Origin of the sequence: Agrococcus sp. DT81.2 (genome assembly GCF_049844935.1) — a bacterium.
Taxonomy (GTDB): Bacteria; Actinomycetota; Actinomycetes; order Actinomycetales; family Microbacteriaceae; genus Agrococcus.
In genome coordinates this window covers 1-25,591 of sequence record NZ_JBNCLZ010000009.1, presented here as the reverse complement: position 1 = coordinate 25,591, position 25,591 = coordinate 1, and the positions used below count along the sequence as shown (strand labels likewise).

The window sequence follows — 25,591 nt, the reverse complement described above, 5'->3', positions numbered from 1 at the left end:
GAGGACGCGCGCGAGTAGCGTGCTCCTGCAACCACACGATTGCAGGAGGCAGCATGACGCACGAGCCGCACGCATCCGTCGACGACACCGCGATGCGCGTCTCCCGCACGGTCGAGGTGCGCGCACCGCTCGCCGCGGTCTGGGAGACGCTCACCGACCCGCGCTGCATCGCGCAGTGGTTCGGCCAGCGCGCAGACTTCCCCGACGGTATGCACGAAGGCGCCACCGGCGCGTTCGGCTGGGACGCGCACGGCGACTTCCCCGCGCGCATCGAAGCGTGGGAGGAGCCGAACCGGTTCGCGTTCCGCTGGGGCACGCCCGGCGAGCCGCTCGGGGAGGACAACAGCACGGTCGCGACCTTCACGCTCGAGCGGGACGGCGACGTCACGCGGCTGACGGTGGTCGAGACGGGCTTCGACCGGCTCGCCGACGGGGGCGCCCGCCGTGCGGCGCTCGAGGAGAACCGCGAGGGATGGACGGAGGAGCTCGACGACTTCGTGGCGCTGCTCGCGCGCCGCTGGACGCCGGCGATCACCGATCGGGTGGCCGGCACCATCACGCGCTCGCTCGAGATCGAGGCGCCGCGCGACCTCGTCTGGCGGCACCTGACCGACCCCGCGTCGATCGAGGCGTGGTGGGGGCATCCGGCCGACTTCCCCGGTGGCGTGCGCGCCGGCGTGACCGGCACGTTCGAGCACGAGGGGCAGCGCTTCCCCATCGCGCTGCGCATCGTCGACGCACCGCGCACGTTCGCGTTCCGCTGGGGCTCGATGGGCGACGCCGAGCCGGGACCCGAGGCGTGCGACGTGCGCTTCGACCTCGACGAGACCGCGAGCGGGGCGACCCGCATCACCGTGGTGGAGTCGGGGTGGATGCGTGTGCCCGAGCAGGAGCGCGACGAGCGCATGGAGCAGAACGTGCCGGGGTGGGAGTTCGTGCTCGACAGCCTGCGGTCGCACGTGCTGGCGGCGGCATGATGGCGGCCACGGCTGCGGCGCAGCAGTTCGCGGCTCTTGCGGACGACACGCGCTGGGCGATCCTCGAGCTGCTCGGCAGCGAGCCGCGCTCGGCGAGCGAGCTCGCGCGCGAGCTGCCGGTGTCGCGGCAGGCGATCGCGAAGCACCTCGCCGTGCTCGAGGCGGCGGGGCTCGTCGACGCGGTGCGCGACGGCCGGTCGGTGCGACACCGAGCGATCGGCGCGAGCCTCAGCGCGCTGGCCGACCGGCTCGACGCGATCGGCCGGTCGTGGGATGCGCGGCTGGACCGGATCGCGGCGCTGGCGGAGGCGAAGGACGCCGCGCAGCAGTCCTGATCTCGATACGCGGCCGGCTCCGCCGGCAGCTACTCGATCAGCGGAGAGGGGGCGCCGCCGGCTCGGCCAGGCTCCGCCCCCACCCCCGCTCGTCGAGTAGCAGCGCCGAAGGCGCCGCGTATCGAGACGAACCCTTACGGCCAAGCAGTCCCGATCTCGATACGCGGCCGGCTCCGCCGGCAGCAACTCGATCAGCGGAGAAGGGAGCGGCCGGGCTCCCCCTTCCCCCGCTCGTCGAGTAGCAGCGCCGCAGGCGCCGCGTATCGAGACGAACCCGTCCGGCCAAGCAGTCCCGACCTCGATACGCGGCCGGCTCCGCCGGCAGCTACTCGATCAGCGGAGGGGGGGCGCCGTCGGCCCGGCCAGGCTCCGCCCCCACCCCCGCTCGTCGAGTAGCAGCGCCGAAGGCGCCGCGTATCGAGACGAACCCGTCCGCTCGGGCGGTCCTGATCTCGATACGCGGCCGGCTCGGCCGGCAGCTACTCGATCAGCGGGTGGGGCAGCGCGGCCGGGACCAGCGCCGCCAGCATCGCCGCCGCCTTCACGTGCAGCTCGTCCACCTCGAAGGCGGGCTCCGAGAGCGCGGTGACGCCCCCGCCGACACCGATGTGCGCACCGTCCTCGTCGGCGACGACGCTGCGGATCACCATCGCGAGCTGGCACGACTCCCCCGCGACGAGCCCGAAGCATCCCGAGTACAGACCGCGCGGCACGCCCTCGAGCGCCTGCAGCAGCTCGACGGTGCGGCGCTTCGGCGCGCCCGTCATCGAGCCCGCCGGGAACAGCGCCCGCACCGCATCGAGCGGACCGAGGCCGAGCAGCAACCGCCCGCGCACGGTCGAGACGAGCTGGTGCACCGTCGGGTAGGTCTCGACACCCAACAGGCTCGTCACCTCGACCGACCCCGGCTCGCAGACCCGCTGCAGGTCGTTGCGGCACAGGTCGACGATCATGACGTTCTCGGCGCGCTCCTTCTCGCTGTCCCACAGCTCGCGTGCGAGCGCCGCGTCGTCGTCGGCGCCGCGGCGACGGGTGCCCTTGATCGGCCGGGTGGTCGCGACGCCGCCCTCCACTCGCAGGAACGTCTCCGGGCTCGCGCTCGAGAGGGTGACGCCCGCGATCCGCAGCAGGCCGCCGTGGTGCACGGGGCTCGCGGACCGCAGCCGCGCGTGCGTCGCGATCGCGTCGATGGCGGGCGCGTCGATCGCGGTCGTGAGGCACAGCACGTACGAGTCGCCGTCGTGGATGTGCTCGCGGCACCGCTCGACCTTGCTGGCGTAGGCGGCGTCGTCGTCGCGCCATGACAGCAGCGCGGGGTCGACGACCGTCATGGGCGGGAGCGACACGGAGGCGGCCAGCAGCGACCACGGCTCGCCGTCGCGCGACTGCAACTGCGCCCGCCCGGCCTCGATCACGACCCACCGGTCGAGCAGCAGCCATGCCGCCTCGGGCCAGCGCCCGGCGGGCGGCTCGAGCCCGAGCATCCGCACGCCCGCCTCGTAGCCGAACCAGCCCACCCACGGGCCCGGCAGGCGGGACCTCGCCTCCTCGAGCGCCGCCACAGCGTCGCCCGGGACCGGCCTTCCGTCGAGCGTCGCGGCGCCGTCGCGCACGAGGAGCACGTGCGCTCCGACGCCCAGCACGTGCGCTCCCCCTGACGAGGAGTCGAGCCAGACCACATCACCGCCGTCGGCCTCGAGCGCGGCGAACGCCGCCTCGGGCGTCGTCGCCACCGGGTGCGCCCAGCGGGCACCGAGGTGCGGCAGGAGCGCCGCAGGGGTCGCGGGCATAGGGTCGATCCTATGAGCGGGAGTGACGTCGTGCGCGCCTGGACGGGCACCCGCTTCGAGCCAGTGGAGGAGCCAGTCGGCGCCACGCTCGCCGCGGACTCATGGCTCGTCGTCGACGGCGCCGTGCTCGCGTTCGACCGGCATCGTCGTCGATTCGCGGATGCGGTGGCCGACGTGGGCGGCGACGCCGACGCCGCGCTCGCGGCCGCGGACGCCGCCGCGACCGTCGTGCCCGCCGGCACCTGGTCGCCGCGGCTCGACCTCACGCCCGAGGGGATCCGGCTGCGCATCCGGCCCGCGCCCGCGCCGAGCGCGACGGTCGAGGTCGTCACGGCCGCCAGGGATCCGCGGACGCTGCCACTGCGCAAGGGACCCGACCTCGAGGCGCTCGCCGCGCTCCAGGCCGAGGAGCGCGCCCGCATCGGCGCGGACGTCGAGCCGATCCTCACCGAGAAGGATCCTCGCGGCGATGGCGCGCGCCGACTCGTCGCCGAGGGCACGTGGTCAGCGCTGCTGTGGTGGGACGGCGACGCGCTCGTCGTGCCCGCCGCCGACATCCTCAGGCTCCCGTCGGTGACGGCGGCGGTCATCCTCGACCTCGCCCGCGCCGACGGCATCGAGGTGCGCGAGGCTCGAGCGACGCCCGACGACCTGGAGGGCCGCGAGGTGTGGCTCGCGAACGCGCTGCGCGGCATCCGCGCCGTCACCCGCTGGCACGGCGGCCCGCGCGTCGCGACCCCGGAGCGCGCTCCGGCATGGCGCTCGCGCCTCGAGTCGCTGCGCCGTGCGCCGGCCGCGGACCGCACCACCGACGGCCCGATCGCGAGCCGGCGGTGATCGACGACGCGATCGATCTGCTGCTCGAGACCGTCGGGTCGGTCGATCCGCTGCTGCGCACGCTCCTCGCGGGCCTCGCGATGGTGCTCGAGACCAGCGTGCTGCTCGGGCTCGTGATGCCCGGTGACACGGTCGTCATCATCGCCGCGCTCGCGGTCGAGGAGTGGCCGTGGTGGCTCGGGCTCATCGCCGCCACGGTGCTTGGCGCGCTCTGCGGTGAGAGCATCGGCTTCGCGATCGGCCGCTGGATCGGCCCGGCGATCGACCGCTGGCTCGCACGTCGCTGGCCCAAGCAGTCGGTGCGCTGGCGGCGCACCGAGCGCTACCTCGCCCGCCGCGGCGGCATCGCGATCTTCCTGTCGCGATTCCTGCCCGTGGCGCACTCGCTCGTGCCGCTCATCGCGGGCAGCGCGGGCATGCCCTACCGGCGGTTCCTCGCGTGGACGCTCCCCGCGTGCCTGCTGTGGGCGAGCGCCTACTCGAGCGCCGGCTGGCTGGCCGGCGGCACCTACCGCGAGCTCGCCGACGAGCTGCACGGCGCGGGCTTCGTGCTCGTCGGCGTCGTCGCCGTATTCATCGTGGGGGTCTGGGTCGCGAAGCGGCTCATCTCCCGCGGCGAGGCGCGCCACCTCGAGGACCGCGTCGAGGACTGAGCGCTAGGCGCGGAGCTGCTGGGCACGGATGCGCTCGGCGCGCCCGGCGCGCCCGGCGCGCACGCCGGCCGCCGCTGGTGCGACGCGCACCGTCCGCGTGACGAGCTCGGCGGGCAGCGGCGCGTGGCTGATGACGACGACGATCCGGCCGTCGCCCTGCGCCGCGGCGAGGATGTCTCGCAGCATCGGCTCGGCGAGCGCCCGGTCGACGCTCGCGGTCGGCTCGTCGAGCACGAGGATGCGGGCGTCGGCGAGCAGCGCCCGCGCGAGCGCGATGCGCTGCGCCTGGCCGCCCGAGACGAGCCCGCCGCGCTCCCCCAGCTGGGTCGCGAGCCCGTCGCGATGGCGCGCCCAGCCGGCGAGGCCGACCCGCTCGAGCACCGCCCACAGCTCGTCGTCAGTGGCGTCCTCGCGGGCGAAGCGGAGGTTCTGCTCGAGGTCCTCGTCGAAGATGTGCGGACGCTGCTCGGCGAGCAGCACCGACCGGCGCAGCGCGTCCGGGTCGATGCCGCGCACGTCTCGTCCCCCGATGCGGTAGCCGCCGGTCGACTCGAGCAGCCGCACGAGGGCGAGCCCGAGCGTCGACTTGCCGGCACCGGACGGACCGACCACTGCCACTGTCTCGCCCGGCTCGGCACGCAGGTCGACCGGCTCGAACACGGGGCCCGCGCCGGGCCAGCCCGCCTGCAGGCCCTGGAGCTCGAGCGCGCCGACGGGCGGCTCGGGATCGCCGCCCTCGGCGGGCACGGCAGCGACCGCCTCGTCCCCCGGGAGCGCTTCAGCGACCCGCTCGGCGGCGGCCCGCGACTCGCGCCATGCGATGACAGCGGGCGGCACGGCTCCCCACACCTCGAAGACGGCGAGGCCGATGAGCGCGACGAGCGCCGCGAGCGGGCCCGCGAGCTCGCCACGGGCGACCGCGGGAGCGGCGATGAACGTGGCCACGAGCACGCTGCCGCCTGCGGCGAGCGCGATCATGCCCGCGCCCGCGCCCGCGGCGAGCGCGAGCCGCCGAGCGCGGCGGGCGATCTCGCGGTCGAGCGCCTCGATGGCCGCCCGGCGCTCCGGCTCGGCGCCGTACGCGCGCAGCAGGTCGAGCGCCCGCATGTGGTCGACGAGGGCGCTCTCGAGCCGTGACCGCAGCGGGCCGAGCGCCGCGTCGGCGCTGCCGGCGATGCGGGCGGTGAGGAGGGCGGCGAGCCCGCCCGCGACGACGACCGCGCCGAGCAGCGCGAGCCCGGCCGCCGGCAGGATCCAGGCGACGGTCGCGATCGCGAGGCCGACGGCGATGCCGCTCGACGTGAGCGGGCCGACGACTCGCAGCGGCCAGTCCTGCAGCCGGTCGACGTCACCGACGAGCCGCGGCATGAGCTCGCTCGAGCGGCCGACGCCGACGGGCGCGACGGGGCGCAGCCGGTCGAACGCGGCTCGCCTCGCCGAGCCGAGCATCCGGAACGCGGCGTCGTGCGAGACGAGCCGCTCGAGGTAGCGCCCCGCGGCGCGACCGATCGCGAAGGCGCGCACGCCGACGATCGCCATCTGCAGGTGCAGGATCGGCGGCTGGAACGACGCCGCCGCGAGCAGCCACCCCGCGGTGGCCATGAGCGCGATCGCGAGCACCACGGTGAGCGCTGCGGCCGCGATGCCGCCCGCCATGCGGCGCCGCTCGCCGAGCGTCGCGAGCACCTCGCGGCCGGTCATGCGAGCACCGCCTCACCGATGTGCACGACCCGGTCGGCGGCCGCGATGACCGCGGGGCGGTGGCTCGCGACGACCACGATCGCCCCCTCCGCGGCCGCGGCACGGAGGCCCGCGATCACGCGCCGCTCGGCCTCGGCGTCGAGCGCGCTCGTCGGCTCGTCCGCGAGCAGCACGACGGCGCCCGCGGCGACGCGGTGCAGCGCTCGGGCGAGCACCACGCGCTGCGCCTGGCCGCCGGAGAGGCCGAGCGAGCCGCCCGTCGCAGGCTCGATGCGGGCGTCGAGGTCGACGTCGATGCCGGCTCGGGCGAGCGCGCGACGCAGCCGCGCGTCGTCGGCGGTGGCCGCGCCGAGCAGGAGGTTCTCGCGCACCGTGCCGGTGACGACCGCGTCCCACGAGCCCTGCGGCGCCCACGCGAGCCGGGAGGGCTCGAGCGCCGCGCCGTCGAGCGCGGCCGTGCCGCGGGCGGGCGCGAGGCCGAGCAGCCCGGCGAACAGGCTCGTCTTCCCCGCTCCCGAGGGACCGGCGACCACCAGCACCTCGCCGGCTCGCGCGCGCAGCGACACGGGCGGCAGCCAACGCTCGCCCCGCCGCACCTCGAGCGCGTCGACGACGAGCCCGGTGCCGGCCGCCGGGCCCGACGTGGCGGCCGGGCGGTCCGAGAGCGTCGGCGCCTCGATCAGGTCGAGCACGGCGCGGGACGCCTCGATGCCCTCGGTCGACGCGTGGTACGCGGCGCCGACCTGCCGGACGGGCAGGAACGCATCTGGCACCAGGATGAGCACGCTGAAGGCGAGCCCGAGCGCCATGTCGCCGTCGACGAGGCGGATGCCGACCGAGACGGCGACGATCGCGACCGAGAGCGCGCCGGCGAGCTCGAGCACCATCGAGGACACGAACGAGATGCGCAGCACCGACATCGTGCGCACCCGGTGCTCGTCGCTCAGCGCGTCGACGCGCGCTCCGGCGCGGCGGTCGCGGCCGAACAGGCGCAGGGTCGCGAGGCCCTCGAGGGTGTCGAGCCACGAGCGGGCGAGCTTGCCGGTCGCCGACCACTGCTCGCCCTGCACGCGCTCGGTCGCGAGGCCGATGAGCACCATGAACACGGGGATGAGCGGGAGGCAGACGAGCACGGCGATGCCGCTGAACGGGTCCTGCAGCCACAGCGCGACGACGACGATCGGCGTCGCGACGACGGTGCGCACGAGCTGCGGCAGGAACTGGCCGAACCAGCCGTCGAGCGCCGCGAGGCCGCGACCGAGCGCGGTGGCGGTGTCGGCGGCGCCCGCCGGGCTGCCGTGGGCGCCGATGCGCGCGAGCGCCGCGCTCCGCAGCTGCGACTGCACGCGTGCCGCCGCGGCGGGCGCGAGCGAGCCCGAGAGCCACGCTCCCGCCGCGCGGACGAGCACCGCCACCGCGGCGAGCGTCAGGTCGGGCACGACGGTCGCGGGCGGTGCGCCCTGCACGACCGCGCCGATCGCGTGCCCTGCGAACCACGCGAACGCCACGATCGCCGCCGCCTGCACGAGCGCGACCGCGCCCTCGAGCACGAGGTGGCCGCGCGCGCCGGGGGCATGCCGGAGGAGTCGCGGATCGAGCGGCCCGCGACGGGTGCGCGCGACCTGCGTGCTCGGGCCCTGCGCGCTCAGTGCGCGACCTCGACGGCGGCCACCGTCACGCGCTTGCGGAAGACCCAGTAGGTCCACGCCTGGTACGCGAGCACGAGCGGCAGGCAGACGAGCGCCGCCCAGCTCATCACCTCGAGCGTGTACTGGCTCGACGAGGCGTTCGCGACGGTGAGGCCGACGAAGCCGTCCCTCGGGTCGGACGCGGGCATGACGAACGGGCCGCCCTCGCGGGTGAGGAGCGAGCCGAACAGCGTCAGCACCGAGAGCGCGACGGTCGCCGCGGTGGCGCCGAACGCCCAGCCGTCCCGCTCGACGCGGTTGAGCATCCATGCGGCGACGCAGGTCAGGGCGGCGAGCGCGGCGAGCACGATCACGAGGGTCGAGGGGTTCTGCAGCACGGTCCAGAGCAGGAACACCACGGCGAGCGCAGCGGTGGCCGAGAGGGCCCGGTTCGCGAGCGCGTGGGCGCGCGCCTTGAGGTCGCCGTCGGTCTTGAGCGAGAGGAAGACGGCGCCGTGGGCGAGGAAGAGCGCGACCATCGTCGCCCCGCCGAGGAGCCCGTACGGGTTCAGCAGCGACAGGATCGAGCCGGTCACGAGCGCGCCGCTCTGGTGCGGCTCCATCGCGACGCCCTGCGCGATGTTCGCGAAGGCGACGCCCCAGATGAGCGCGGGCAGCACGGAGCCGGCGACGATGCACGCGTCCCAGCCGGCCCGCCACCTGGCGGAGTCGCGCTGGTGGCGGAACTCGAACGAGACCGCCCGCACGATGAGCCCGAGCAGCAGCACGAGCAGGGCGAGGAAGAACCCCGAGAACATGGTCGCGTACCACTCCGGGAACGCCGCGAACAGGCTCGCGCCCGCGACGATGAGCCACGTCTCGTTGAGGTCCCAGACCGGGCCGATCGCGTTGATGATGCGGCGGCGGTCGGTCTCGGAGCGGCCGAGGATGGGCAGGCTCATGCCGACGCCGAAGTCGAAGCCGTCGAGCACGAAGTACACGACGAACATGAACCCGATGAGCAGGAACCAGACGAGCGAGAGATCCACGAGCGCCTCCTAGTAGACCGTGACCGGCTGCGCGGGCTTGCCCGACTCGTCGAGCTCCGGCGCCTCGGCGGGCCCGTGCTGGGCGGCCTTCTGCATGAGCCGGAACTCGATGACGCCGAGGATCCCGTAGATGACGGTGAAGGCGATGAGCGAGGTCAGCACCTCGGCGCCGCTCACCCCCGGGCTCACACCGTCCTCGGTGCGCATCTGCGAGAAGACCAGCCAGGGCTGCCGGCCCATCTCGGTGAAGATCCACCCGACCGTCATGCCGAGCAGCGGCAGCGGCAGGCTCCAGATCGCGACCGTCCACACCCACCTCGGCAGGTCGATGCGTCCCTTGCGCGTGAGCCACAGGCCGACGAGCGCGATCGCGAACGACAGCATCCCGAGGCCCATCATCCAGCGGAACGACCAGTACGTGACCCAGATGATGGGCTTGTAGTCGGCGGGCCCCCAGAGCGCCGTGTACTCGGCCTGCAGGTCGTTGATGCCCTCGACGGTGCCGAGCGGGTCGTGGGTCGACAGCAGGGCGAGCAGGTACGGCACGCGCACGGAGAAGATCTCGTGCTCGCCGTCCGGGGTGCCGAGGCTGAAGAGCGAGAACGAGGCGTCGTAGCCCGAGGAGGTGAAGTACATCGCCTCGGCGGCGGCCATCTTCATCGGCTGCGCCGCGACCATGGCGATCGAGACCATGTCGCCCGTGATGAAGGTCAGCATCCCGCCGCCGATGACGCTCCAGAGGCCCACGCGGAGCGACGTCTGCATCATGCCGGCGTGCTGACCGCGCTTGAGGTGCCAGGCGGAGATGCCGACCATGACGGCGCCGGCGACCATGACGGAGGCGAACATCGTGTGCGGGAAGGATGCGAGCAGCACCGGATTCGTCAGCACCGCGCCGATGTCGGTGAGCTCCGCGCGCTCCCGGGCCTCATTGATCGTGAAGCCGACCGGGTTCTGCATGAACGCGTTCGCGGCGAGGATGAAGTACGCGCTCGCCATCGTGCCGAGGGCGACCATGTAGATGGTCAGCAGGTGCAGCTTGGGGCTCAGCCGGTTCCAGCCGAAGATCCACAGTCCGATGAACGTCGCCTCGAAGAAGAAGGCGATGAGCCCCTCGAACGCGAGCGGCGCCCCGAACACGTCGCCGACGAAGCGCGAGTAGTCCGACCAGTTCATCCCGAACTGGAACTCCTGCACGATGCCGGTGGCGACGCCGATGGCGAAGTTGATGAGGAAGAGCTTGCCGAAGAAGTGGGTGAGCCGCAGGTGCTCGGTGTTGCCGGTGCGCACCCACGCCGTCTGGAACCCGGCCGTCAGCCAGACCATGCCGAGGGTGATCGGCACGAACAGGAAGTGGTAGACCGTCGTGAGCCCGAACTGCCACTGAGACAGGACGAGCGGGTCGAGCTCCAGCGTGAGGATGGGCATCAGGCCGCCTTTCGGATGCCTCCATCCTCCCTCTGCGACCTATCAGACAGCAACGACACGCCGATACCTATGTGATAGGTGCGCCGTCCCGCGGATCGTCCGCCGTCACGGGGTCGCCGAACGCCGCCGTGAGGTGCTGCATCGCGCACATGCGGCCGAGCGCGAGGTACCTCGGATCGCCGTGCGGGTCGTGCAGGAACGCGTACGTCACGAGGGCGTCGAGCCCGCCGACCGCGAGCACGAGGCTCTCGCGGCCCGCTTCGTCGAGCTCGATCCCCCACCGCTCGAGCACGTACTCGGCGATGCGGTCAGCGAACTGCGGTGCGACCTGCTCGCGAGCGCTCGGGCCGAGGTCGAGGCCCTCGCCGGTGCGCAGCGAGCGGAACGACGGCACCTCGCGGAAGGTGTCGACCATCGCGCCGATCACCGCGTCCGTCGCATCCGCCCACGTCTCGTGCGGTGCCGCGAGCACGCGCTCGAGCGCGTGGCGGAGCCGCTCGAGGTTGCGCTCGGCGAGGGCGACGAGCACGGCGACGCGGTCGGGGAAGTAGCGGTAGACGGTGCCGATCGAGGCGCCGGCGCGCTCCGCGACGAGCGCGGTGGTGAGGTGCTCGATGCCGTGCTCGACGACGACGGCGGCGGCCGCGTCGAGCAGCGCCTCGACGCGCTGCGCCGCGCGCGCCTGCACGGGCTCGTGGCGCACGGTGACCGACTGCTGGCCGATGGGACGCTCGTTCATGTGCACATCCTCTCGCACGCGGGGGTCTGAGGTGAGACCCTTTCAAGCATGTGCGGACGCTATGTGATGGCCACGCCGACGAGCGACCTCGTCGCGCTCTTCGAGGTCGACGAGGTGGGCGACGGCCTGCCGGAGCCGAACTGGAACATCCCGCCGACGGAGACCGTGCCGATCGTCGTCGAGCCCGCGCCGCGCGACGAGTCGCCACCCGCGCGGCGGCTCGAGGCGGCGCGCTGGGGGCTCGTGCCCGCCTGGGCGGACGACGTGTCGGTGGGCCAGCGCGCGTTCAACGCTCGCGCCGAGTCGGCGGCGTCGAAGCCGATGTTCCGGGATGCCGTGCGCGAGCGCCGCGCGCTCGTGCCGGCCGACGGCTGGTTCGAGTGGCATCGCGAGGGCGACGCGAAGACGCCGCACTACGTGCACGGCGACGCGCCGATCTCGTTCGCGGGCCTGTACGCCTGGTGGAAGCAGCCGGACGGCAGCTGGCTGCTGTCGACGGCCATCCTGACGACCGCCGCGACCGGCGCGCTCGCCGACATCCACGAGCGGATGCCGCTCGTCGTGGCGCCCGAGATGCGCGACGCCTGGCTCGACCCGACCGAGGACGGCGAGGCGGCGCTCGAGGCCGTCGTCGCGGAGGCGCCGGAGGTCGTCGCGTCGCTCGGGTCGCACGTCGTCGACCGGCGGGTCGGCAACGTGCGCGAGACCGGGCCCGATCTCATCGCGGCAAGCGTCACCCAGTAGGGTCGATTCGCGTCCACGGCTCGGGAGGTCACGCATGGAGGAGCTCGATCCACTCGCGCGCATCCCGGAGCCCATCAGGCACACCGCCGCGCGCATCGAGGACTGGGTGCACGAGCAGCGGGAGGCGCGCGCGCTGCGCACCGGCCGGCTGCCCGTGATCGTCTCGTACCCGGGCTACGGCGGCGACGGCTGGGTGCGCGTGCTCGCGCGCGTGCTGCTCGTGGAGCCGGGCGGCGAGCGCCGCGCGCAGTACGAGAACGTGCGCGGCTGGCGCTCCTTCACCTCGCTCACCCTCAACGACGTCGACGTGACGATCGCCGCCGGCGACGACCGGCACGTGGTGACCGCGGACCGCGGCGGCGTCGTCGACGCGATCGTGCCCATCCGCCTGGAACCGGGATGGCAGGAGGTGACCGTCTCGGTCGCCGGCTCGCTGCCCGTCGCCGCGCCGGTGCTCGTCGTCGACCCCGAGACCCGCTTCGGCGTGGTGAGCGACATCGACGACACCGTCATGGTCACGTCGCTCCCCCGACCGCTGCTCGCCGCCTGGAACGCGTTCGTGCTCGACGAGCACGGCCGCACGCCGGTGCCCGGCATGGCCGTGCTGTACGAGCGCATCAAGCAGCACCATCCCGGCAGCCCCTTCATCTACCTGTCGACGGGGGCCTGGAACGCGGCGCCGGCGCTCACCCGGTTCCTGTCGCGCAACCTCTACCCCGCCGGCAGCATGCTGCTGACCGACTGGGGACCGACGCACGACCGATTCTTCCGCTCCGGCAAGGAGCACAAGCGCTCGCAGCTGCGCCGGCTCGCGCGCGAGTTCCCCGACATCCAGTGGCTGCTCGTCGGCGACGACGGCCAGCACGACGAGGAGCTGTACGGCGAGTTCGCCAACGCCCACCCCACCTCGGTGCGCGCGGTCGCGATCCGCGAGCTCTCGACGCAGGAGGCGGTGCTGGCCGGTGGCCGCAAGCACGCCGAGACCCGCTCGATGCACCCGTGGGTGTGGTCGCCCAACGGCGGCGGCATGGTCAAGGAGCTCGCGGCGCTCCCCGAGCTGCAGGTGCTGTGACGGCCGAGGCCGGCTCGGGTGCGCGGGCGATCGCGATCGCCGTCGTCCGTCGCGCCGACGGGGCGCTGCTCGTGGCGAGCGCGACCGAGCCCGGCACGGGCAGGGTGCTCGTGCGCCCGCCGGGCGGCGGCATCGACCCGGGCGAGTCGGCGGTGGATGCCGTGGTGCGGGAGCTGCGCGAGGAGCTCGGCGTCGACGGCGGCGCGGTGCGGCCGCTCGGCGAGCTCGAGCACCGGCTGACGTTCGCGGGCCGCGAGCTGCACGAGCGCGTGTCGGTGCTCGCGGTCGACCTGCCGGCGGATGCGTCGCTGCCGCCCACGACCGACGCGGGGCATCCGGTGTGGTGGCTGCCGACCGACCGCTTCGACGATCCCGCGCTCGAGGTCGTGCCGTCCGGGCTCCTCGAACTCCTCGAGCTGCGCGGCTGACGCCTTCCCCTCGCCCGGCGAGCGTGCCAGCGTGGTCGCATGGCGGTGGAGCGGATGGACCACGTCGGCGTGATCGTCGAGGATCTGCAGGCGGCGCGCGCGTTCTTCGAGGAGCTCGGGCTGCGCGCGGTCGGCGAGGCGACGGTCGACGAGGCGTGGGCTGGGCGCGTGACGGGACTGCCGGGGCAGCGCGTCGAGCTCGTCATGCTGCAGACGCCGGACGGCCACTCGCAGCTCGAGGTGTCGCGCTTCCTCACCCCGGTCGATGAGGCGGGGCCGGAGGCGGCGCCGTCGAACCGCCTCGGCATCCGGCATCTCGCATTCGTGGTCTCCGACCTGCGCGGGACGCTCGAGCGGCTCGCCCGGCTCGGCTTCGAGCCGGTCGGCACCGTCGAGGACTACCGGGGCATCTACCTGCTCTGCTACGTGCGCGGCCCCGAGGGCATCATCGTCGAGCTCGCCGAGCAGACGGGCGACCCGACGGGCATGCTCGGTTGAGCCGGGTGGTCACGACACGCCGTCAGGGTGTGTCGCAAGCACTCAGCGGGCCAGCACCTCGCCGGCGCGGCCCGAGGCGCGCGTCCAGCCGCCCGCGACGGTGATCCGCACGGGAGCGTCGCCGAGGAACCGCATGGCGACGAGCGCCGCGGCCTGACCGGCCGTGAGCCCGCTGGGGTCGACGACGCGCCCCCACACGGCGCGCTCGGCCCGCCGCCGCACGGCCTCGCCCGGCGAGCGCGGCAGCGCCGCCTCGACATCGGCGGCGGCCTGCGTGGCGAGCAGGCGCACCGCGTCGGCGGGCACGTCGCCCGCGTGGGCCCATCCGCCCTGCGGCGGCGACACGGCCGCCCACGCGGGCCGGCCCACCGCATCCGGGATCTCGACATCGGCGCCGGCGCGGAGCGCGTCGCGCAGCGCCGGCAGGGCGACCACGCCGTCGAAGCGGGCCGGCTCCCGCATGCGCGACGCGCGCGCGACGAGGATCGTGGGGCCGGTGTCGAGCAGTCCGCTCGCCGCGGTGAGCGGGGTGGTGAGCAGCGCGACGTCGCCGTCAGCGACGAGCCGCACTGCGCCGTCGCCGAAGACCGCGGCGCGGTCGAGCAGCAGGATGAGGTCGGCGCGCGCGCGCTCGTCGAGGGCGAGGATGGCGTGCATGCGCTCCCTAGACTAGAGCGGCCCCGGTGTCGGGCATCGTCGAGAGGACCGCATGACCGAGCGCATCCGCATCCTGCTGGAGACCCTGACCCTCGAGGACACCGGTGCTCGGACGAGCGAGGACATCTTCACCGGCACGAGCCACCCGATGCCGTTCGGGCGCGTCTTCGGCGGTCAGGTGATGGCGCAGGCAGTGGTCGCCGCGCAGCGCACCGTCGATGCCGCGCGCCCCATCCACTCCGTGCACGGCTACTTCGTGCGGCCCGGCGACGTGGAGCTGCCGATCACGTTCTCGGTCGAGCGCATCCACGACGGCCGCTCGTTCACCACCCGCCGCGTGCAGGCCTACCAGCACGGGCTGCCCATCATGTCGATGATCTCGTCGTTCCAGGACGTCGACGAGGGGCCCAGCTCGCAGCACCCGAGCCCGAAGGGGCTGCCCGCCCCCGAGGAGCTGCCGAGCTCGGAGGACCTCCTCGCCCCCTACGCCGGCCACCCGCAGGCGCGGGCGGTCATCGCCCGGCCGTTCGACATCCGCCACGTGGAGGGGCCGGTGTACGTGCCCGACCCGTCGCGTCCCCGCAACGGCAAGCAGCACGTGTGGGTGAAGGCGAAGGATGCGCTCCCCGACGACGACGCGCTGCACCGCGCGGCGCTCGCCTACCTGTCGGACTACGCGATCCTCGAGCCCATCGTCCGCATGCACGGCGCGGCCTGGGCCACGCCGGGGCTCAAGGCGGCGAGCCTCGACCACGCCGTCTGGTGGCACCGGCCGGCGCGCGTCGACGAGTGGCTGCTGCTCGAGCTCGAGACCAGCTCGTCGGGCGGCGGACGCGGGCTCGCGAACGGCTTCGTCTACACGGCCGACGGGACGCACGTCGCGACGATCGCCCAGGAGGGCATGGTGCGCGTACCCGGAGAGCCGGTCGGCGGATGAGGGTCGACCCGATCGCGCCCGCGGAGGCGATGCGCGCGCTGCGCGACGCGTTGCCGCTGCGCACCGAGCGCCTGCTGCTGCGCACGCTGCGGCCGGACGACTTCGATGCGGTGCGCGGCTACCGCAACGCGCCAGGCCAGCGGCGCTGGACGTACACGCCCGACCAGACGGAGGCAGAGCTCATGGCGTGGACGGCCGGCGGCGCGCCGGTCTTCCTGCGCGACGGCGACGCCGTGCAGCTGGGCATCGAGCACGATGGCGCACTCGTCGGCGACCTGATGGTGCGGATCACGAGCCTCCGCAGCAGGCAGGCGGAGCTCGGCTGGATGATCGCGCCCGGCGCCCAGGGCAAGGGCATCGCGACCGAGGCGGCGAGTGCCGCGCTGCGGCTCGCGTGGGCCATCGGTGCGCACCGCGTGATCGCGCACCTCGACGAGGAGAACGTCGCCTCGCGCCGCGTCGCCGAGCGGCTCGGCATGGTCGTCGAGGCGCGGCACGTCGAGGACGAGGTCAACCCGGCGACCGGCGAGCTCGGCACGTCGCTCATCCTGGCGATCCGCCACCCCTGATCCTCGACGTCGCCAGTGGTCGCTCAGCCCGCAGGGCGGGTCGCGCGACCACTGGCGACGTTGAGAAGGATCGGTCAGTTCGAGGGGAAGCCCAGGTTGAGGCCGCCGTGGCTCGGGTCGAGCCAGCGGCTCGTCACGACCTTCTCGCGCGTGTAGAAGTCGTACGCGTGCTTGCCGTACGCCTTGCCCTGGCCGAAGATCGACTGCTTCCAGCCGCCGAACGAGTGGTAGCCGACCGGCACGGGGATCGGCACGTTGATGCCGACCATGCCGACCTGCACCTCGTTCTGGAAGCGCCGCGCCGCGCCGCCGTCGTTCGTGAAGATCGCCGTGCCGTTGCCGTACGGGTTCGCGTTGATGAGCTCGAGGCCCTCCTCGTAGGAGGCGACGCGCACGATCGAGAGCACCGGCCCGAAGATCTCCTCCTTGTAGGCGGCGGAGTCGGTCGGCACCTTGTCGATGAGCGTCGGCTTGATCCAGAAGCCGTTGGGGTCGCCGTCCACCTCGGGGTCGCGGCCGTCGACGACGAGCTCCGCGCCGTCGTCGGCGGCGGTCTGGATGTACCCGGCGACCTTGTCGCGGTGCGCGCCGGTGATGAGCGGACCCATGTCGTTGTCGCGGGTGCCGTCGCCCGTGCGGATGCCGCCCATCTTCTCGGCGATCTTCGCTGCGAGCTCGTCGGCGATCGAGTCGACCGCGACGACGACCGAGATCGCCATGCAGCGCTCGCCCGCCGAGCCGAAGCCGGCGTTGACTGCCGCGTCGGCCGTCACGTCGAGGTCGGCGTCGGGCAGCACGAGCATGTGGTTCTTGGCGCCGCCGAGCGCCTGCACCCGCTTGCCGTGCTTCGAGCCGGTCTCGTAGACGTACTGCGCGATGGGCGTGGAGCCGACGAACGAGATCGCCGCGACGTCGGGATGCGTCAGCAGCGTGTCGACGGCCTCCTTGTCACCGTGCACCACGGTGAGCACGCCGTCGGGCAGGCCCGCCTCCTGGTAGAGCTCGGCGATGAACACCGACGCCGACGGATCCTTCTCGCTCGGCTTGAGCACGACGACGTTCCCGGAGGCGAGCGCGATGGGCGCGAACCACAGCGGCACCATCGCGGGGAAGTTGAAGGGGCTGATGATGCCGACGACGCCGAGCGGCTGCCGCAGCGAGTAGACGTCGACGCCGGTGGACGCGTTCTCGGAGTACTCGCCCTTCGTGAGCAGCGGGAACGCGGTCGCGAGCTCGACGACCTCGATCGCGCGCGCGATCTCGCCGAGCGCATCCGCGTGCACCTTGCCGTGCTCGCGCGTGATGATCCTCGCGAGGTCGTCCTTGCGGCTCACGATCAGCTCGCGGAAGCGGAACATGATCGCCTGCCGCTTCGCGATCGACAGGTCGCGCCAGGCCGGGTACGCGGCCTTCGCGGTCGCGATCGCGTCGGCGACCTCGTCGGCGCTCGCGAGGGCCACCTCGCTGACGGCGGTGCCGAGCGCGGGGTTGAAGACGGGCGCGGTGCGGTTCGCGCCCTCCTGACGGCGGCCGGCGATCCAGTGCGGGATGGAGGCGGGCGGGGCGGTCGGGCTCGCGGTGTCGACGACGGTGTCGGTCATGGTGGCAGCTCCTCGGCGTGGTGGCATCGTTGCCCCGCCAGCCTACCGAGCGTCAGGCGCGGCGGAACTCGACCGGTGCCTCGAGGTACGGCTCCCAGGCCCTGCGCTCCGCATCGGTGAGCCGGCGTGGTGTGCCGGTCACCGCATCCAGCATCACGACGATCGTCGCGGCGCGCGCGTAGAGCTCGTCGCGATCGGGCGAGCGCACCTCGTAGCAGACCTGCAGGCTCGCGCCGCCCATGTGGCCGAGCCAGATGTCGACCCGGATCGGCAGCCGGTGGTGCGGGATCTGCGCGAGGTACTCGGCCTCCTGGCGCGCGATCACCGTGAGGCTCGACGCACCGGGCCCAGCGTCGATGACCGCGGTCGTGGGAGAGCCCTCTGGACCGCCGGCCCAGAAGGCCGTCACGCGGGCCTCCTCGAGCAGCGTCAGCAGCGAGGCGTTGTTGACGTGCCCGTACGCGTCGAGGTCGGACCACCGCACCTGCACGGGCACCTCGAGGCGCATCAGTCCCTCGTGAGCTTCCGGTAGGCGGAGCGGTGCGGCTTCGCGGCGTCGGGGCCCAGGCGCTCGATCTTGTTCTCCTCGTACGCCTCGAAGTTGCCCTCGAACCAGTACCACTGGGCGGGGTCCTCGTCGGTGCCCTCGTAGGCGAGGATGTGCGTCGCGATGCGGTCGAGGAACCACCGGTCGTGCGTGATCACCACGGCGCAGCCGGGGAACTCGAGCAGCGCGTTCTCGAGGCTGCCCAGGGTCTCGATGTCGAGGTCGTTCGTGGGCTCGTCGAGCAGCAGCAGGTTGCCGCCCTGCTTGAGCGTCATCGCGAGGTTCAGCCGGTTGCGCTCGCCGCCGGAGAGGATGCCTGCGCGCTTCTGCTGGTCGGGCCCCTTGAAGCCGAACTGGCTCACGTAGGCGCGCGACGGGATCTCGACGTTGCCGACCTGGATGTAGTCGAGGCCGTCGGAGACGACCTCCCACAGGTTCTTGTTCGGGTCGATGTTCGAGCGGTTCTGGTCGACGTAGCTCAGCTTCACGGTCTCGCCGATCTTCAGCGCGCCGTCGTCGAGGGGCTCGAGGCCCACGATCGTCTTGAACAGCGTGGTCTTGCCGACGCCGTTCGGGCCGATGACGCCGACGATGCCGTTGCGGGGCAGCGAGAACGAGAGGCCGTCGATGAGCTTGCGGTCGCCGAAGCCCTTCTCGAGATCATCCGCCTCGAGCACGATCGATCCCAGGCGCGGGCCCGGGGGGATCGTGATCTCCTCGAAGTCGAGCTTCCTGGTGCGCTCGGCCTCGGCTGCCATCTCCTCGTAGCGGGCGAGGCGCGCCTTCGACTTCGCCTGACGGCCCTTGGCGTTGGAGCGCACCCAGTCGAGCTCCTCCGAGAGGCGCTTCGCGAGCTTCTGGTCCTTCTTGCCCTGCACCTGAAGGCGTTCGGCCTTCTTCTCGAGGTAAGTCGAGTAGTTGCCCTCATAGGGGTAGAGGCGGCCGCGGTCGACCTCGCAGATCCAGCCAGCGACGTGGTCGAGGAAGTACCGGTCGTGCGTGACGGCCATGACGGCGCCGGGGTACTTCGCGAGGTGCTGCTCGAGCCACAGCACGCTCTCGGCGTCGAGGTGGTTGGTGGGCTCGTCGAGCAGCAGCAGGTCGGGCTTCTCGAGCAGCAGCTTGCAGAGCGCGACGCGGCGGCGCTCGCCTCCGGAGAGGGTCGTGACCGGCCAGTCCCCCGGCGGGCAGCGCAGGGCGTCCATCGCCTGCTCGAGCTGCGAGTCGAGGTCCCACGCGTCGGCGGCGTCGATCTCCTCCTGCAGCGTGCCCATCTCGGACATGAGGGCGTCGAAGTCGGCGTCGGGGTTCGCCATCTCGGCGGAGATCTCATTGAAGCGCGTGATCTTGGCCGTCAGGTGCCCGAAGGCCTCCTGGACGTTCTCGAGCACCGTCTTCGACTCGTCGAGCTCCGGCTCCTGCATGAGGATGCCGACGGAGTATCCGGGCGTGAGCTTCGCGTCGCCGTTCGACGGCGTGTCGAGGCCGGCGATGATCTTGAGGATCGTCGACTTCCCCGCGCCGTTGGGTCCGACGACGCCGATCTTCGCGCCCGGCAGGACCGCGGTCGTGACGTCGTCGAGGATCACCTTGTCGCCCACCGTCTTGCGGGCGCGCACCATGGAGAAGATGTACTCGGCCATGCCCTCAGTCTAGGCCGACGATCTCCCCTACGAGGCACCGGCCGCCGCCGAGCGCGGACGCGCGCACGGCGATCGGCTCGCCGTCGCCCACCTGGCCGATGATGCAGCCGTCGCTCGTCAGCACCGCGATCTGGAGGAACGTCACGGGCGCCCCGAGCGAGTCGACCTCGCGGGTGCGCTCGATCGAGGAGCGCGGGAAGCCCGCGGATTCGACGGCTGCGACGAGCGCCTCGGGGTCGGTCGGCGTGTGCCCGGTGATCGCGGCGAGGAAGGCCTCGAGCTCCGCGTCGGCGGATTCCGACGGTTCGGGGTCCGCGTCATCCGGCTGGGTCGCGACGGGAGGGGTCGAGCCGGTGGCCGTCGCGCCGGGCGCGGCCGAGCCGGGCGCGGTCGAGCCGGGCAGCTGACCGCAGCCGACCATGAGGAGCGACGCGAGCACCGCGAGGGCTGCGAACCGACGCACGCACCCTCCTCACCCCGACCGCCTTGGACGGCTCCACCCTAGGGCGGCGAGCAGGGACCGGAACGAGCGACGCTCAGAACGGCTGGTCGGGCTCCGCGAGCGGCGCGGTCCACGCATCCTGGCCGACGGCCTGCAGCACCGGCTCGACCTGGCGGGGGCTCTCCGGGCCGTGCACCGGCTCCTGCTCCGGCAGCGACGTGGCCGGGTCGGGCGCGGGGCGCCGATCCTTCGCGACGGCGCCCGTGCGCAGCGAGTGGCCGAGGTGCTCGGCGCGGATCTTCACGCTCGTGCCGCGCTTCTCCCCCGACTCCCACTGCTCGATCCTCAGCTTGCCGAGCACCACGATCAGGTCGCCCTTCCGCAGCGATGCGGCGACGTGCTGCGCGAAGTCGCCCCACGCCTCGACCGAGTACCAGTTGGTGTGCCCGTTGACGTACTCGTCGCCCTCCTTGCGGCGGGCGGTGCTTGCGAGGCGGAACTCCGCGACCCGGTCGCCGTGCACGGACTTGAGGGTGGGGTCGCCGCCGAGCTTGCCGACGACGGTGATCACATCTTCGTTCATGTCACGGAGGATGCACTTCGCGCGGGGAGCGCCGCGCGGCGACAGGTCGGCCCTGTGGAGAACGTCAGACGCGCAGGTAGTCGGCGAAGCCCGCGCGGATCTTGTTCACCTTCGGCGCGGCGACCGCGAGGCAGTAGCCCTGCGTCGGGTTCTTGGCGAAGAAGTCCTGGTGGTAGTCCTCGGCCTCGAAGAAGTCGCCGAGCGGCTCGAGCGTCGTCACGATCTCGCCCGGCCACCAGTCGCTCGCGCGAGCGATCGCGGTCTCGAAGCGCTCGCGCTCCGCGTCATCGCGGTAGAACATCGCGGAGCGGTACTGCGTGCCGATGTCGTTGCCCTGCCGGTTCAGCTGCCGCGGGTCGTGCATGGTGAAGAACATGTCGAGCACGACCTCGGTGGGCAGCCGGGACTCGTCGTAGACGACCTTCACCGCCTCCGCGTGACCGGTCCGGCCGGTGCACACGGCCTCGTAGCTCGGGTGCGCGACGTCGCCGCCCGTGTAGCCCGACACGACATCCTCGACGCCGTCGACGACGCGGTACGCGGCGTCCAGGCACCAGAAGCAACCACCGGCGAGCACGATCTCCTGCATGCGGCGAGCCTAGCGCCCGCACCTGTGTGGGTGGCCCCTCGTAGCGTGCAGTCGAGGGAGAGGAGCGGCCATGGCCATCATGTCCAGCACCCAGCGGCGCACGGCGCCGCAGGCGACCGGAGTCGCCACCCGCCGCGTGCGCGACGACCTCTGGCGCGTCGTCAGCGCATCCGGCCTCGCGCTCGGCTACATCGCCCGCGTCGACGGTCCCACCGGCCCCGCCTTCGAAGCGCGCCGGCTGCTGCCGGGCGGCACGGCGATGGTGCCGATCGGCGGCGGCTGGTCGCTCGCCGACGCGCTCGCCTGCTTCACCGGCCCCTGACAGCCGAAGCGGGGCCGGGGCTCGCGCCCCGACCCCGCTTCGCCAGTGGACTCAGGCCGCGACGGGAGCCTGCTGGATCGCGGAGATCTCGATCTCGACGTCGATGTCGTCGGACAGCATGACGCCGCCGGTCTCGATCGCGACGTTCCAGGTGATGCCGAAGTCGCTGCGCTTGATGCGCGTGCGTGCCGAGGCGCCGGCGCGGGTGTTGCCCCACGTGTCGGGTCCGATGCCGCCGAACTCGACCAGGAGCGAGACGGGCTTGCTCACGCCGCGGATCTGCAGCTCGCCGTCGATGAAGAGGTCGTCGCCCTCGACGCGGGCACCGGTGGACTGGAACGTCCAGGTGGGGTGCTCGTCGGAGGCGAAGAAGTCGGCCGAGCGCAGGTGCGCGTCGCGGTCGGCGTTCTTCGTGTTGATCGTCGACGGGTCGACGGTCGCGGTGATCGTCGAGTCCTCGGGCTGCTCTGCCAGCACGATGGTGCCCTCGAGGCCTTCGATCTCGCCGCGGACCTTCGCCACCATCATGTGGCGGACGGAGAAGGTCACGTTCGAGTGCGAGCCGTCGATGACGTAGGTGCCGGGCTGGTAGCCGGGGATGTTCTGCAGCATGGGGGCCTTTCGGTCGGATACCTCGTTCAGATTCGAACGAGCAGGTCTACGAGGAGGGAACCGCGTCTGCGCGGCATCCATTCCCGATCCGTCCGACCGGCCGCCGGTCACTCGCCGTGCAGGAGGTGCTTGCCCTCTCGGTGGTTGAGCAGCATGCGGCGCGAGACCCACCACGCGATCACGACCAGGACCGCTCCGATGACGAGCCACTGCAGCCAGTCCATGTACGGCTCGATCACGTGCCAGTTCTGGCCGAGCGTGTAGCCGATCATGATGAAGATCGTGTTCCAGATGGCGGAGCCGACGGCGGTGAGGCCGAGGAACAGCGGCACCGGCATCCGCTCGATCCCGGCCGGGATCGAGATGAGGCTGCGGAAGATCGGTAGGAAGCGCCCGAAGAACACCGTCTTCCAGCCGTGCTTGGCGAACCACGCCGTCGTCTTGTCGATGTCGCTCGAGCGCACGAGCGGCATCCTCTCCGCGATGCGCGCGAGCCGCTCGTGGCCGAGGATCCTGCCGAGCGAGTAGAGCAGCAGGGCGCCGACGACCGAGCCGGCGGTCGTCCAGAGGATCGCCTCAGCAAGCGAGAACCCGCCGGCCGCCGCGGTCAGTCCCGCGAGCGGCAGGATGACCTCGCTCGGGATGGGCGGGAACAGGTTCTCGGCCGCGATGGCGATCCCCGCGCCTGGCGCGCCGACCGCCTCCATGAGCCCGACCGCCCAGCCTGCGACGCCACTCAGCTCGTCGGACGGCGGGATGGACTGCAGGATCGTCGGGAGCACCACGACAGCCTACGGTCGTCGATCCGCTCAGCGCGTCATGTACGCATCGTGCCACGACGAGCGCCTGCGCTCGATCGTCACGATCGCATGGCAGTTCCGGCAGCGCACATCGCATCCCGATCCCGGTGTCGGGCCGTATCGTCTCGGTGAAGGATTCTTGGCACGCGCGGCAATACGAAGCGACCAGTGACAGCCCTAGATGCGCCCCCGGCGGGAGTCGAACCCGCGACAAAAGGATTAGAAGGCCTCTGCTCTATCCGCTGAGCTACGGGGGCTGACCCAATCTACCGGGCGCTCGCGCGCACATCGGCTCCGCCGCGGGCCGGCGTCTGGTCTGCGGCAGCCGCCTCTGGCGCGGTGTGGGCGGCCGCCCATAGCGTGCCGCGCATGGAGACCGAGTTGGAACCGCTCGCGCCGCCGCACCGGCGCGACCGCCCCAGGATGCCCGAGGGCTACGGACTGCCGTCCGACGACGAGGGGCTGCTCGACTGGGCAGAGGTCGAGGCACGGCTCGTCGCATCGAAGCACTACTGGATCTCGACGGTGCGTCCCGACGGTCGGCCCCACAGCATCCCCCGGTGGGGCGTCTGGGTGGAGGGCCGCTTCTGGTACGACGGGGCGCCGACCACCCGCCACGCGCGCAACGCCGAGCGCAATCCCGCCGTGACGCTCACTCTCGAGAGCGGCACGCAGGTCGTCATCGTCGAGGGGCGCTCGCTCGCCGCCCGCGCGGCGCCCGAAGGGCTCGGCGCTCGGCTCGCCGCGGCGTTCAGCAAGTACACCGACGACGCCTACACGCCGCCGCCCGACGCCTGGGCGAGCGATGACGGCGGCGGACTGCGCGTCATCACGCCGGAGCGGGTGCTCGCGTGGTTCGACTTCCCGAGGGACGTGACGCGCTTCCGCTGGTGAGCGTCGCGCGGCATGCCAGGGTGGAGGCATGACCGGTGCGCTGCTGTTCGACATGGACGGGACCCTCATCGACTCGGAGCCCATGTGGCACGACGAGATGCGCGTGTTCGCGCGCCGGCACCGCATCGAGTGGACCGCCGACGACGCCCACTGGACGACGGGCAGGCCGATGGTCGACTGGGCCGAGCGGATGCGCGAGCGCGGCGTCACCATGGACACCACGTCGGTCATCGCAACGGTCGCGGGCGCCGTCGCCGAGCTCGTGCGCGACGAGGTGCCGTGGCTCCCCGGCAGCCTCGCGCTGCTCGAGCGCGTCGCCGCTGCCGGCATCCCGGCGGCGCTCATCACGAACGCGAGCGCCGCCAATGCGCAGGCGATGCTCGAAGCGGCTCCGGAGGGTGCCTTGCGCTTCGCCGTCTCCGCCGACGACGTCGAGCGCTCCAAACCCGACCCCGAGCCCTACGCGCTCGCGATCCGCAGGCTGGGCGCCGACGCATCCGCCAGCATCGCCTTCGAGGACTCCGGCAGCGGCGCCCGCTCCGCGACCGCCGCCGGCGCGCGGCTGTGGTTTCTGACGACACAGCTCATCGCATCCCCGGTGCCGGCCGAGCGCACCATCGCCACGCTCGCAGACGTCGACCCCGACGAGCTCTTCGCGGCGCTCGGCTGAGCTGGCCGTCGCCCCGTAGACTCGCCGCGTGGCTGCTGCTGATCGGATCGTCTGGATCGACTGCGAGATGACGGGCCTCGACCCATCGGTCGACGAGCTCATCGAGATGGCGGTCGTCGTCACTGACTTCGAGCTCGAGGTGCTCGACCCGGGGCTGCAGGTGGTGATCAAGCCCTCCGACGCGGCGCTCGCGCAGATGGGCGACTTCGTGCGGCAGATGCACGCCACGAGTGGCCTCGACCTGCAGCTCGAGCACGGTGTCTCGCTCGCCGAGGCCGAGCTCGAGGTGCTCGAGTACGTGCAGCGCTTCGTGCCGCTCGAGCGCTCCGCACCGCTCGGCGGCAACACGATCGGCACCGACCGCATGTTCATCGCGCGCTACATGCCGACGCTCGACGGGTTCCTGCACTACCGCTCGATCGACGTGTCGAGCATCAAGGAGCTTTCGCGCCGCTGGTTCCCGCGTGCGTACTTCCAGGCGCCCGAGAAGGCGGGCGGCCACCGCGCGCTCGCCGACATCCTCGAGTCGATCCGCGAGCTGCGCTACTACCGCCGCGCCGTGTTCACCGATGCGCCCGGCCGCTCGAGCGAGGAGCTGCAGGCGATCGCCCGCGAAGTCTCGGACGGGTTCGGGGCGCTGCAGCCGGAGTGAGCGCCCGATGCGGCGATCCGGCTCAGGATGTCGTACACTGTCCTGGTTGCGCTTTCAGCGCGCATGGTGGGTATAGCTCAGTTGGTAGAGCGCCGCCTTGTGGTGGCGGATGTCGCGGGTTCAAGTCCCGTTACTCACCCTCGAATAACCCGCGGAAACACGCGGAAGTTGGCGGAAGCGAAGGCCACGTGCCA

General features: G+C 72.6%; 29 protein-coding genes and 2 tRNA genes. 15 read left to right on the top strand and 16 right to left on the bottom strand.

The genetic code is table 11. The annotated features are described in order from the left end of the window. The first annotated feature begins 53 nt into the window (after positions 1–53). Entirely contained in the window at positions 54–977 is a 924-nt protein-coding gene (locus ACLQ21_RS14445) for an SRPBCC domain-containing protein (protein WP_425664662.1), read from the top strand. Next, on the top strand, positions 974–1,312 hold the full coding sequence (locus ACLQ21_RS14440; RefSeq protein WP_425664661.1) for an ArsR/SmtB family transcription factor: 339 nt from the start codon (positions 974–976) through the stop codon (positions 1,310–1,312). The genes ACLQ21_RS14445 and ACLQ21_RS14440 overlap by 4 nt, the downstream gene beginning before the upstream one ends. A 479-nt stretch (positions 1,313–1,791) precedes the next feature. On the opposite strand, the gene ACLQ21_RS14435 is transcribed toward ACLQ21_RS14440, so the two are convergent. Continuing rightward, a complete protein-coding gene (locus ACLQ21_RS14435; RefSeq protein WP_425664660.1) occupies positions 1,792–3,102 on the bottom strand; it encodes an anthranilate synthase component I family protein in 1,311 nt (436 codons plus the stop codon). Between the two features lie 12 nt (positions 3,103–3,114). On the opposite strand from ACLQ21_RS14435, the gene ACLQ21_RS14430 reads away from it, so the two are divergent. Then, positions 3,115–3,939, top strand: a complete 825-nt coding sequence (locus tag ACLQ21_RS14430; RefSeq protein ID WP_425664659.1) for an aminotransferase class IV — start codon at positions 3,115–3,117, stop codon at positions 3,937–3,939. Further along, entirely contained in the window at positions 3,936–4,592 is a 657-nt protein-coding gene (locus ACLQ21_RS14425; RefSeq protein ID WP_425664658.1) for a DedA family protein, read from the top strand. Before ACLQ21_RS14430 ends, ACLQ21_RS14425 begins: the two co-directional genes overlap by 4 nt. A 3-nt stretch (positions 4,593–4,595) precedes the next feature. Here ACLQ21_RS14425 and cydC read toward each other — a convergent pair whose 3' ends face one another. From cydC to ACLQ21_RS14400, 5 genes are all read right to left on the bottom strand, one after another. Then, positions 4,596–6,293: a thiol reductant ABC exporter subunit CydC gene (gene cydC, locus ACLQ21_RS14420; protein ID WP_425664657.1), complete on the bottom strand. Its 1,698-nt coding sequence runs from the start codon at positions 6,291–6,293 to the stop codon at positions 4,596–4,598. Next, positions 6,290–7,999 carry a thiol reductant ABC exporter subunit CydD gene (gene cydD, locus ACLQ21_RS14415; RefSeq protein ID WP_425664656.1) on the bottom strand — a complete coding sequence of 570 codons (1,710 nt, stop codon included), beginning with the start codon at positions 7,997–7,999 and terminating at the stop codon, positions 6,290–6,292. The genes cydC and cydD overlap by 4 nt, the downstream gene beginning before the upstream one ends. Then, entirely contained in the window at positions 7,939–8,970 is a 1,032-nt protein-coding gene (cydB, locus tag ACLQ21_RS14410; protein ID WP_425664655.1) for a cytochrome d ubiquinol oxidase subunit II, read from the bottom strand. The genes cydD and cydB overlap by 61 nt, the downstream gene beginning before the upstream one ends. Positions 8,971–8,979: 9 nt before the next feature. After that, entirely contained in the window at positions 8,980–10,398 is a 1,419-nt protein-coding gene (locus ACLQ21_RS14405) for a cytochrome ubiquinol oxidase subunit I (protein ID WP_425664654.1), read from the bottom strand. Between the two features lie 67 nt (positions 10,399–10,465). Continuing rightward, a complete protein-coding gene (locus tag ACLQ21_RS14400) occupies positions 10,466–11,137 on the bottom strand; it encodes a TetR/AcrR family transcriptional regulator (RefSeq protein ID WP_425664653.1) in 672 nt (223 codons plus the stop codon). Positions 11,138–11,185: 48 nt separating this feature from the next. Between ACLQ21_RS14400 and ACLQ21_RS14395 the strand changes: the two genes are divergently transcribed. Genes ACLQ21_RS14395 through ACLQ21_RS14380 form a run of 4 tightly spaced genes read left to right on the top strand, consistent with a single transcriptional unit; the run spans position 11,186 to position 13,879 of the window. Further along, the gene (locus ACLQ21_RS14395; protein WP_425664652.1) at positions 11,186–11,881 is read left to right on the top strand and encodes an SOS response-associated peptidase; all 696 of its coding nucleotides are present in this window, start codon (positions 11,186–11,188) and stop codon (positions 11,879–11,881) included. A gap of 34 nt (positions 11,882–11,915) precedes the next feature. Then, positions 11,916–12,953: an App1 family protein gene (locus ACLQ21_RS14390; protein ID WP_425664651.1), complete on the top strand. Its 1,038-nt coding sequence runs from the start codon at positions 11,916–11,918 to the stop codon at positions 12,951–12,953. Next, entirely contained in the window at positions 12,950–13,381 is a 432-nt protein-coding gene (locus tag ACLQ21_RS14385) for an NUDIX domain-containing protein (RefSeq protein ID WP_425664650.1), read from the top strand. Before ACLQ21_RS14390 ends, ACLQ21_RS14385 begins: the two co-directional genes overlap by 4 nt. Positions 13,382–13,420: 39 nt before the next feature. After that, on the top strand, positions 13,421–13,879 hold the full coding sequence (locus ACLQ21_RS14380; protein WP_425664649.1) for a VOC family protein: 459 nt from the start codon (positions 13,421–13,423) through the stop codon (positions 13,877–13,879). Between the two features lie 42 nt (positions 13,880–13,921). On the opposite strand, the gene ACLQ21_RS14375 is transcribed toward ACLQ21_RS14380, so the two are convergent. Then, on the bottom strand, positions 13,922–14,536 hold the full coding sequence (locus tag ACLQ21_RS14375) for a hypothetical protein (RefSeq protein WP_425664648.1): 615 nt from the start codon (positions 14,534–14,536) through the stop codon (positions 13,922–13,924). A 52-nt stretch (positions 14,537–14,588) separates the two neighbouring features. On the opposite strand from ACLQ21_RS14375, the gene ACLQ21_RS14370 reads away from it, so the two are divergent. After that, complete coding sequence (locus ACLQ21_RS14370) at positions 14,589–15,473, top strand: acyl-CoA thioesterase (protein ID WP_425664647.1); 885 nt, start codon at positions 14,589–14,591, stop codon at positions 15,471–15,473. After that, positions 15,470–16,042 (top strand): GNAT family N-acetyltransferase, encoded by a 573-nt coding sequence (locus tag ACLQ21_RS14365; RefSeq protein ID WP_425664646.1) that lies wholly within the window; start codon positions 15,470–15,472, stop codon positions 16,040–16,042. The genes ACLQ21_RS14370 and ACLQ21_RS14365 overlap by 4 nt, the downstream gene beginning before the upstream one ends. A gap of 74 nt (positions 16,043–16,116) precedes the next feature. Here the strand turns inward: ACLQ21_RS14365 and ACLQ21_RS14360 are convergent, their stop codons facing one another. The 6 genes from ACLQ21_RS14360 to msrA all read right to left on the bottom strand — a co-directional run bounded on the left by ACLQ21_RS14360 (position 16,117) and on the right by msrA (position 21,447). Next, on the bottom strand, positions 16,117–17,643 hold the full coding sequence (locus ACLQ21_RS14360) for a CoA-acylating methylmalonate-semialdehyde dehydrogenase (protein ID WP_425664645.1): 1,527 nt from the start codon (positions 17,641–17,643) through the stop codon (positions 16,117–16,119). A 52-nt stretch (positions 17,644–17,695) separates the two neighbouring features. Then, positions 17,696–18,151 (bottom strand): acyl-CoA thioesterase, encoded by a 456-nt coding sequence (locus ACLQ21_RS14355; protein WP_425664644.1) that lies wholly within the window; start codon positions 18,149–18,151, stop codon positions 17,696–17,698. After that, entirely contained in the window at positions 18,151–19,833 is a 1,683-nt protein-coding gene (gene ettA / locus ACLQ21_RS14350; RefSeq protein WP_425664643.1) for an energy-dependent translational throttle protein EttA, read from the bottom strand. The genes ACLQ21_RS14355 and ettA overlap by 1 nt, the downstream gene beginning before the upstream one ends. Before the next feature lie 4 nt (positions 19,834–19,837). Then, positions 19,838–20,296 carry a DUF6993 domain-containing protein gene (locus ACLQ21_RS14345; RefSeq protein ID WP_425664642.1) on the bottom strand — a complete coding sequence of 153 codons (459 nt, stop codon included), beginning with the start codon at positions 20,294–20,296 and terminating at the stop codon, positions 19,838–19,840. A gap of 73 nt (positions 20,297–20,369) precedes the next feature. Then, positions 20,370–20,858 (bottom strand): single-stranded DNA-binding protein, encoded by a 489-nt coding sequence (locus ACLQ21_RS14340; protein WP_425664641.1) that lies wholly within the window; start codon positions 20,856–20,858, stop codon positions 20,370–20,372. Positions 20,859–20,922: 64 nt separating this feature from the next. Continuing rightward, complete coding sequence (msrA, locus tag ACLQ21_RS14335) at positions 20,923–21,447, bottom strand: peptide-methionine (S)-S-oxide reductase MsrA (RefSeq protein ID WP_425664640.1); 525 nt, start codon at positions 21,445–21,447, stop codon at positions 20,923–20,925. 70 nt (positions 21,448–21,517) lie between these two features. Between msrA and ACLQ21_RS14330 the strand changes: the two genes are divergently transcribed. Then, complete coding sequence (locus ACLQ21_RS14330; protein WP_425664639.1) at positions 21,518–21,769, top strand: hypothetical protein; 252 nt, start codon at positions 21,518–21,520, stop codon at positions 21,767–21,769. Between the two features lie 51 nt (positions 21,770–21,820). On the opposite strand, the gene ACLQ21_RS14325 is transcribed toward ACLQ21_RS14330, so the two are convergent. The 3 genes from ACLQ21_RS14325 to ACLQ21_RS14315 form a co-directional block, all read right to left on the bottom strand. Further along, the gene (locus tag ACLQ21_RS14325; RefSeq protein ID WP_425664638.1) at positions 21,821–22,381 is read right to left on the bottom strand and encodes a YceI family protein; all 561 of its coding nucleotides are present in this window, start codon (positions 22,379–22,381) and stop codon (positions 21,821–21,823) included. A 107-nt stretch (positions 22,382–22,488) separates the two neighbouring features. Then, positions 22,489–23,163 (bottom strand): DedA family protein, encoded by a 675-nt coding sequence (locus ACLQ21_RS14320; RefSeq protein WP_425664637.1) that lies wholly within the window; start codon positions 23,161–23,163, stop codon positions 22,489–22,491. 202 nt (positions 23,164–23,365) lie between these two features. After that, positions 23,366–23,438, bottom strand: a tRNA-Arg gene (locus tag ACLQ21_RS14315). 112 nt (positions 23,439–23,550) lie between these two features. Between ACLQ21_RS14315 and ACLQ21_RS14310 the strand changes: the two genes are divergently transcribed. From ACLQ21_RS14310 to ACLQ21_RS14295, 4 genes are all read left to right on the top strand, one after another. After that, positions 23,551–24,075 carry a pyridoxamine 5'-phosphate oxidase family protein gene (locus tag ACLQ21_RS14310; protein ID WP_425664636.1) on the top strand — a complete coding sequence of 175 codons (525 nt, stop codon included), beginning with the start codon at positions 23,551–23,553 and terminating at the stop codon, positions 24,073–24,075. Between the two features lie 28 nt (positions 24,076–24,103). Beyond that, positions 24,104–24,745 carry an HAD family hydrolase gene (locus tag ACLQ21_RS14305; protein WP_425664635.1) on the top strand — a complete coding sequence of 214 codons (642 nt, stop codon included), beginning with the start codon at positions 24,104–24,106 and terminating at the stop codon, positions 24,743–24,745. Between the two features lie 67 nt (positions 24,746–24,812). Then, on the top strand, positions 24,813–25,397 hold the full coding sequence (gene orn, locus ACLQ21_RS14300; protein ID WP_425664715.1) for an oligoribonuclease: 585 nt from the start codon (positions 24,813–24,815) through the stop codon (positions 25,395–25,397). 66 nt (positions 25,398–25,463) lie between these two features. Then, positions 25,464–25,536, top strand: a tRNA-His gene (locus tag ACLQ21_RS14295). The last annotated feature ends 55 nt before the right edge of the window (positions 25,537–25,591 follow it).

Bases quoted from the DNA above. Each gene is read 5' to 3' on its own strand.
- ACLQ21_RS14400 (WP_425664653.1), bottom strand. From the start codon at position 11,137: ATGAACGAGCGTCCCATCGGCCAGCAGTCGGTCACCGTGCGCCACGAG.
- ACLQ21_RS14360 (WP_425664645.1), bottom strand. From the start codon at position 17,643: ATGACCGACACCGTCGTCGACACCGCGAGCCCGACCGCCCCGCCCGCC.
- ACLQ21_RS14430 (WP_425664659.1), top strand. From the start codon at position 3,115: ATGAGCGGGAGTGACGTCGTGCGCGCCTGGACGGGCACCCGCTTCGAG.
- msrA (WP_425664640.1), bottom strand. From the start codon at position 21,447: ATGCAGGAGATCGTGCTCGCCGGTGGTTGCTTCTGGTGCCTGGACGCC.
- ACLQ21_RS14330 (WP_425664639.1), top strand. From the start codon at position 21,518: ATGGCCATCATGTCCAGCACCCAGCGGCGCACGGCGCCGCAGGCGACC.
- ACLQ21_RS14440 (WP_425664661.1), top strand. From the start codon at position 974: ATGATGGCGGCCACGGCTGCGGCGCAGCAGTTCGCGGCTCTTGCGGAC.
- ettA (WP_425664643.1), bottom strand. From the start codon at position 19,833: ATGGCCGAGTACATCTTCTCCATGGTGCGCGCCCGCAAGACGGTGGGC.
- ACLQ21_RS14390 (WP_425664651.1), top strand. From the start codon at position 11,916: ATGGAGGAGCTCGATCCACTCGCGCGCATCCCGGAGCCCATCAGGCAC.
- ACLQ21_RS14325 (WP_425664638.1), bottom strand. From the start codon at position 22,381: ATGCTGCAGAACATCCCCGGCTACCAGCCCGGCACCTACGTCATCGAC.
- ACLQ21_RS14340 (WP_425664641.1), bottom strand. From the start codon at position 20,858: ATGAACGAAGATGTGATCACCGTCGTCGGCAAGCTCGGCGGCGACCCC.
- ACLQ21_RS14310 (WP_425664636.1), top strand. From the start codon at position 23,551: ATGGAGACCGAGTTGGAACCGCTCGCGCCGCCGCACCGGCGCGACCGC.
- ACLQ21_RS14375 (WP_425664648.1), bottom strand. From the start codon at position 14,536: ATGCACGCCATCCTCGCCCTCGACGAGCGCGCGCGCGCCGACCTCATC.
- ACLQ21_RS14395 (WP_425664652.1), top strand. From the start codon at position 11,186: ATGTGCGGACGCTATGTGATGGCCACGCCGACGAGCGACCTCGTCGCG.
- ACLQ21_RS14305 (WP_425664635.1), top strand. From the start codon at position 24,104: ATGACCGGTGCGCTGCTGTTCGACATGGACGGGACCCTCATCGACTCG.
- ACLQ21_RS14355 (WP_425664644.1), bottom strand. From the start codon at position 18,151: ATGCGCCTCGAGGTGCCCGTGCAGGTGCGGTGGTCCGACCTCGACGCG.
- orn (WP_425664715.1), top strand. From the start codon at position 24,813: ATGACGGGCCTCGACCCATCGGTCGACGAGCTCATCGAGATGGCGGTC.
- ACLQ21_RS14445 (WP_425664662.1), top strand. From the start codon at position 54: ATGACGCACGAGCCGCACGCATCCGTCGACGACACCGCGATGCGCGTC.
- cydC (WP_425664657.1), bottom strand. From the start codon at position 6,293: ATGACCGGCCGCGAGGTGCTCGCGACGCTCGGCGAGCGGCGCCGCATG.
- ACLQ21_RS14370 (WP_425664647.1), top strand. From the start codon at position 14,589: ATGACCGAGCGCATCCGCATCCTGCTGGAGACCCTGACCCTCGAGGAC.
- ACLQ21_RS14405 (WP_425664654.1), bottom strand. From the start codon at position 10,398: ATGCCCATCCTCACGCTGGAGCTCGACCCGCTCGTCCTGTCTCAGTGG.
- ACLQ21_RS14435 (WP_425664660.1), bottom strand. From the start codon at position 3,102: ATGCCCGCGACCCCTGCGGCGCTCCTGCCGCACCTCGGTGCCCGCTGG.
- ACLQ21_RS14365 (WP_425664646.1), top strand. From the start codon at position 15,470: ATGAGGGTCGACCCGATCGCGCCCGCGGAGGCGATGCGCGCGCTGCGC.
- ACLQ21_RS14380 (WP_425664649.1), top strand. From the start codon at position 13,421: ATGGCGGTGGAGCGGATGGACCACGTCGGCGTGATCGTCGAGGATCTG.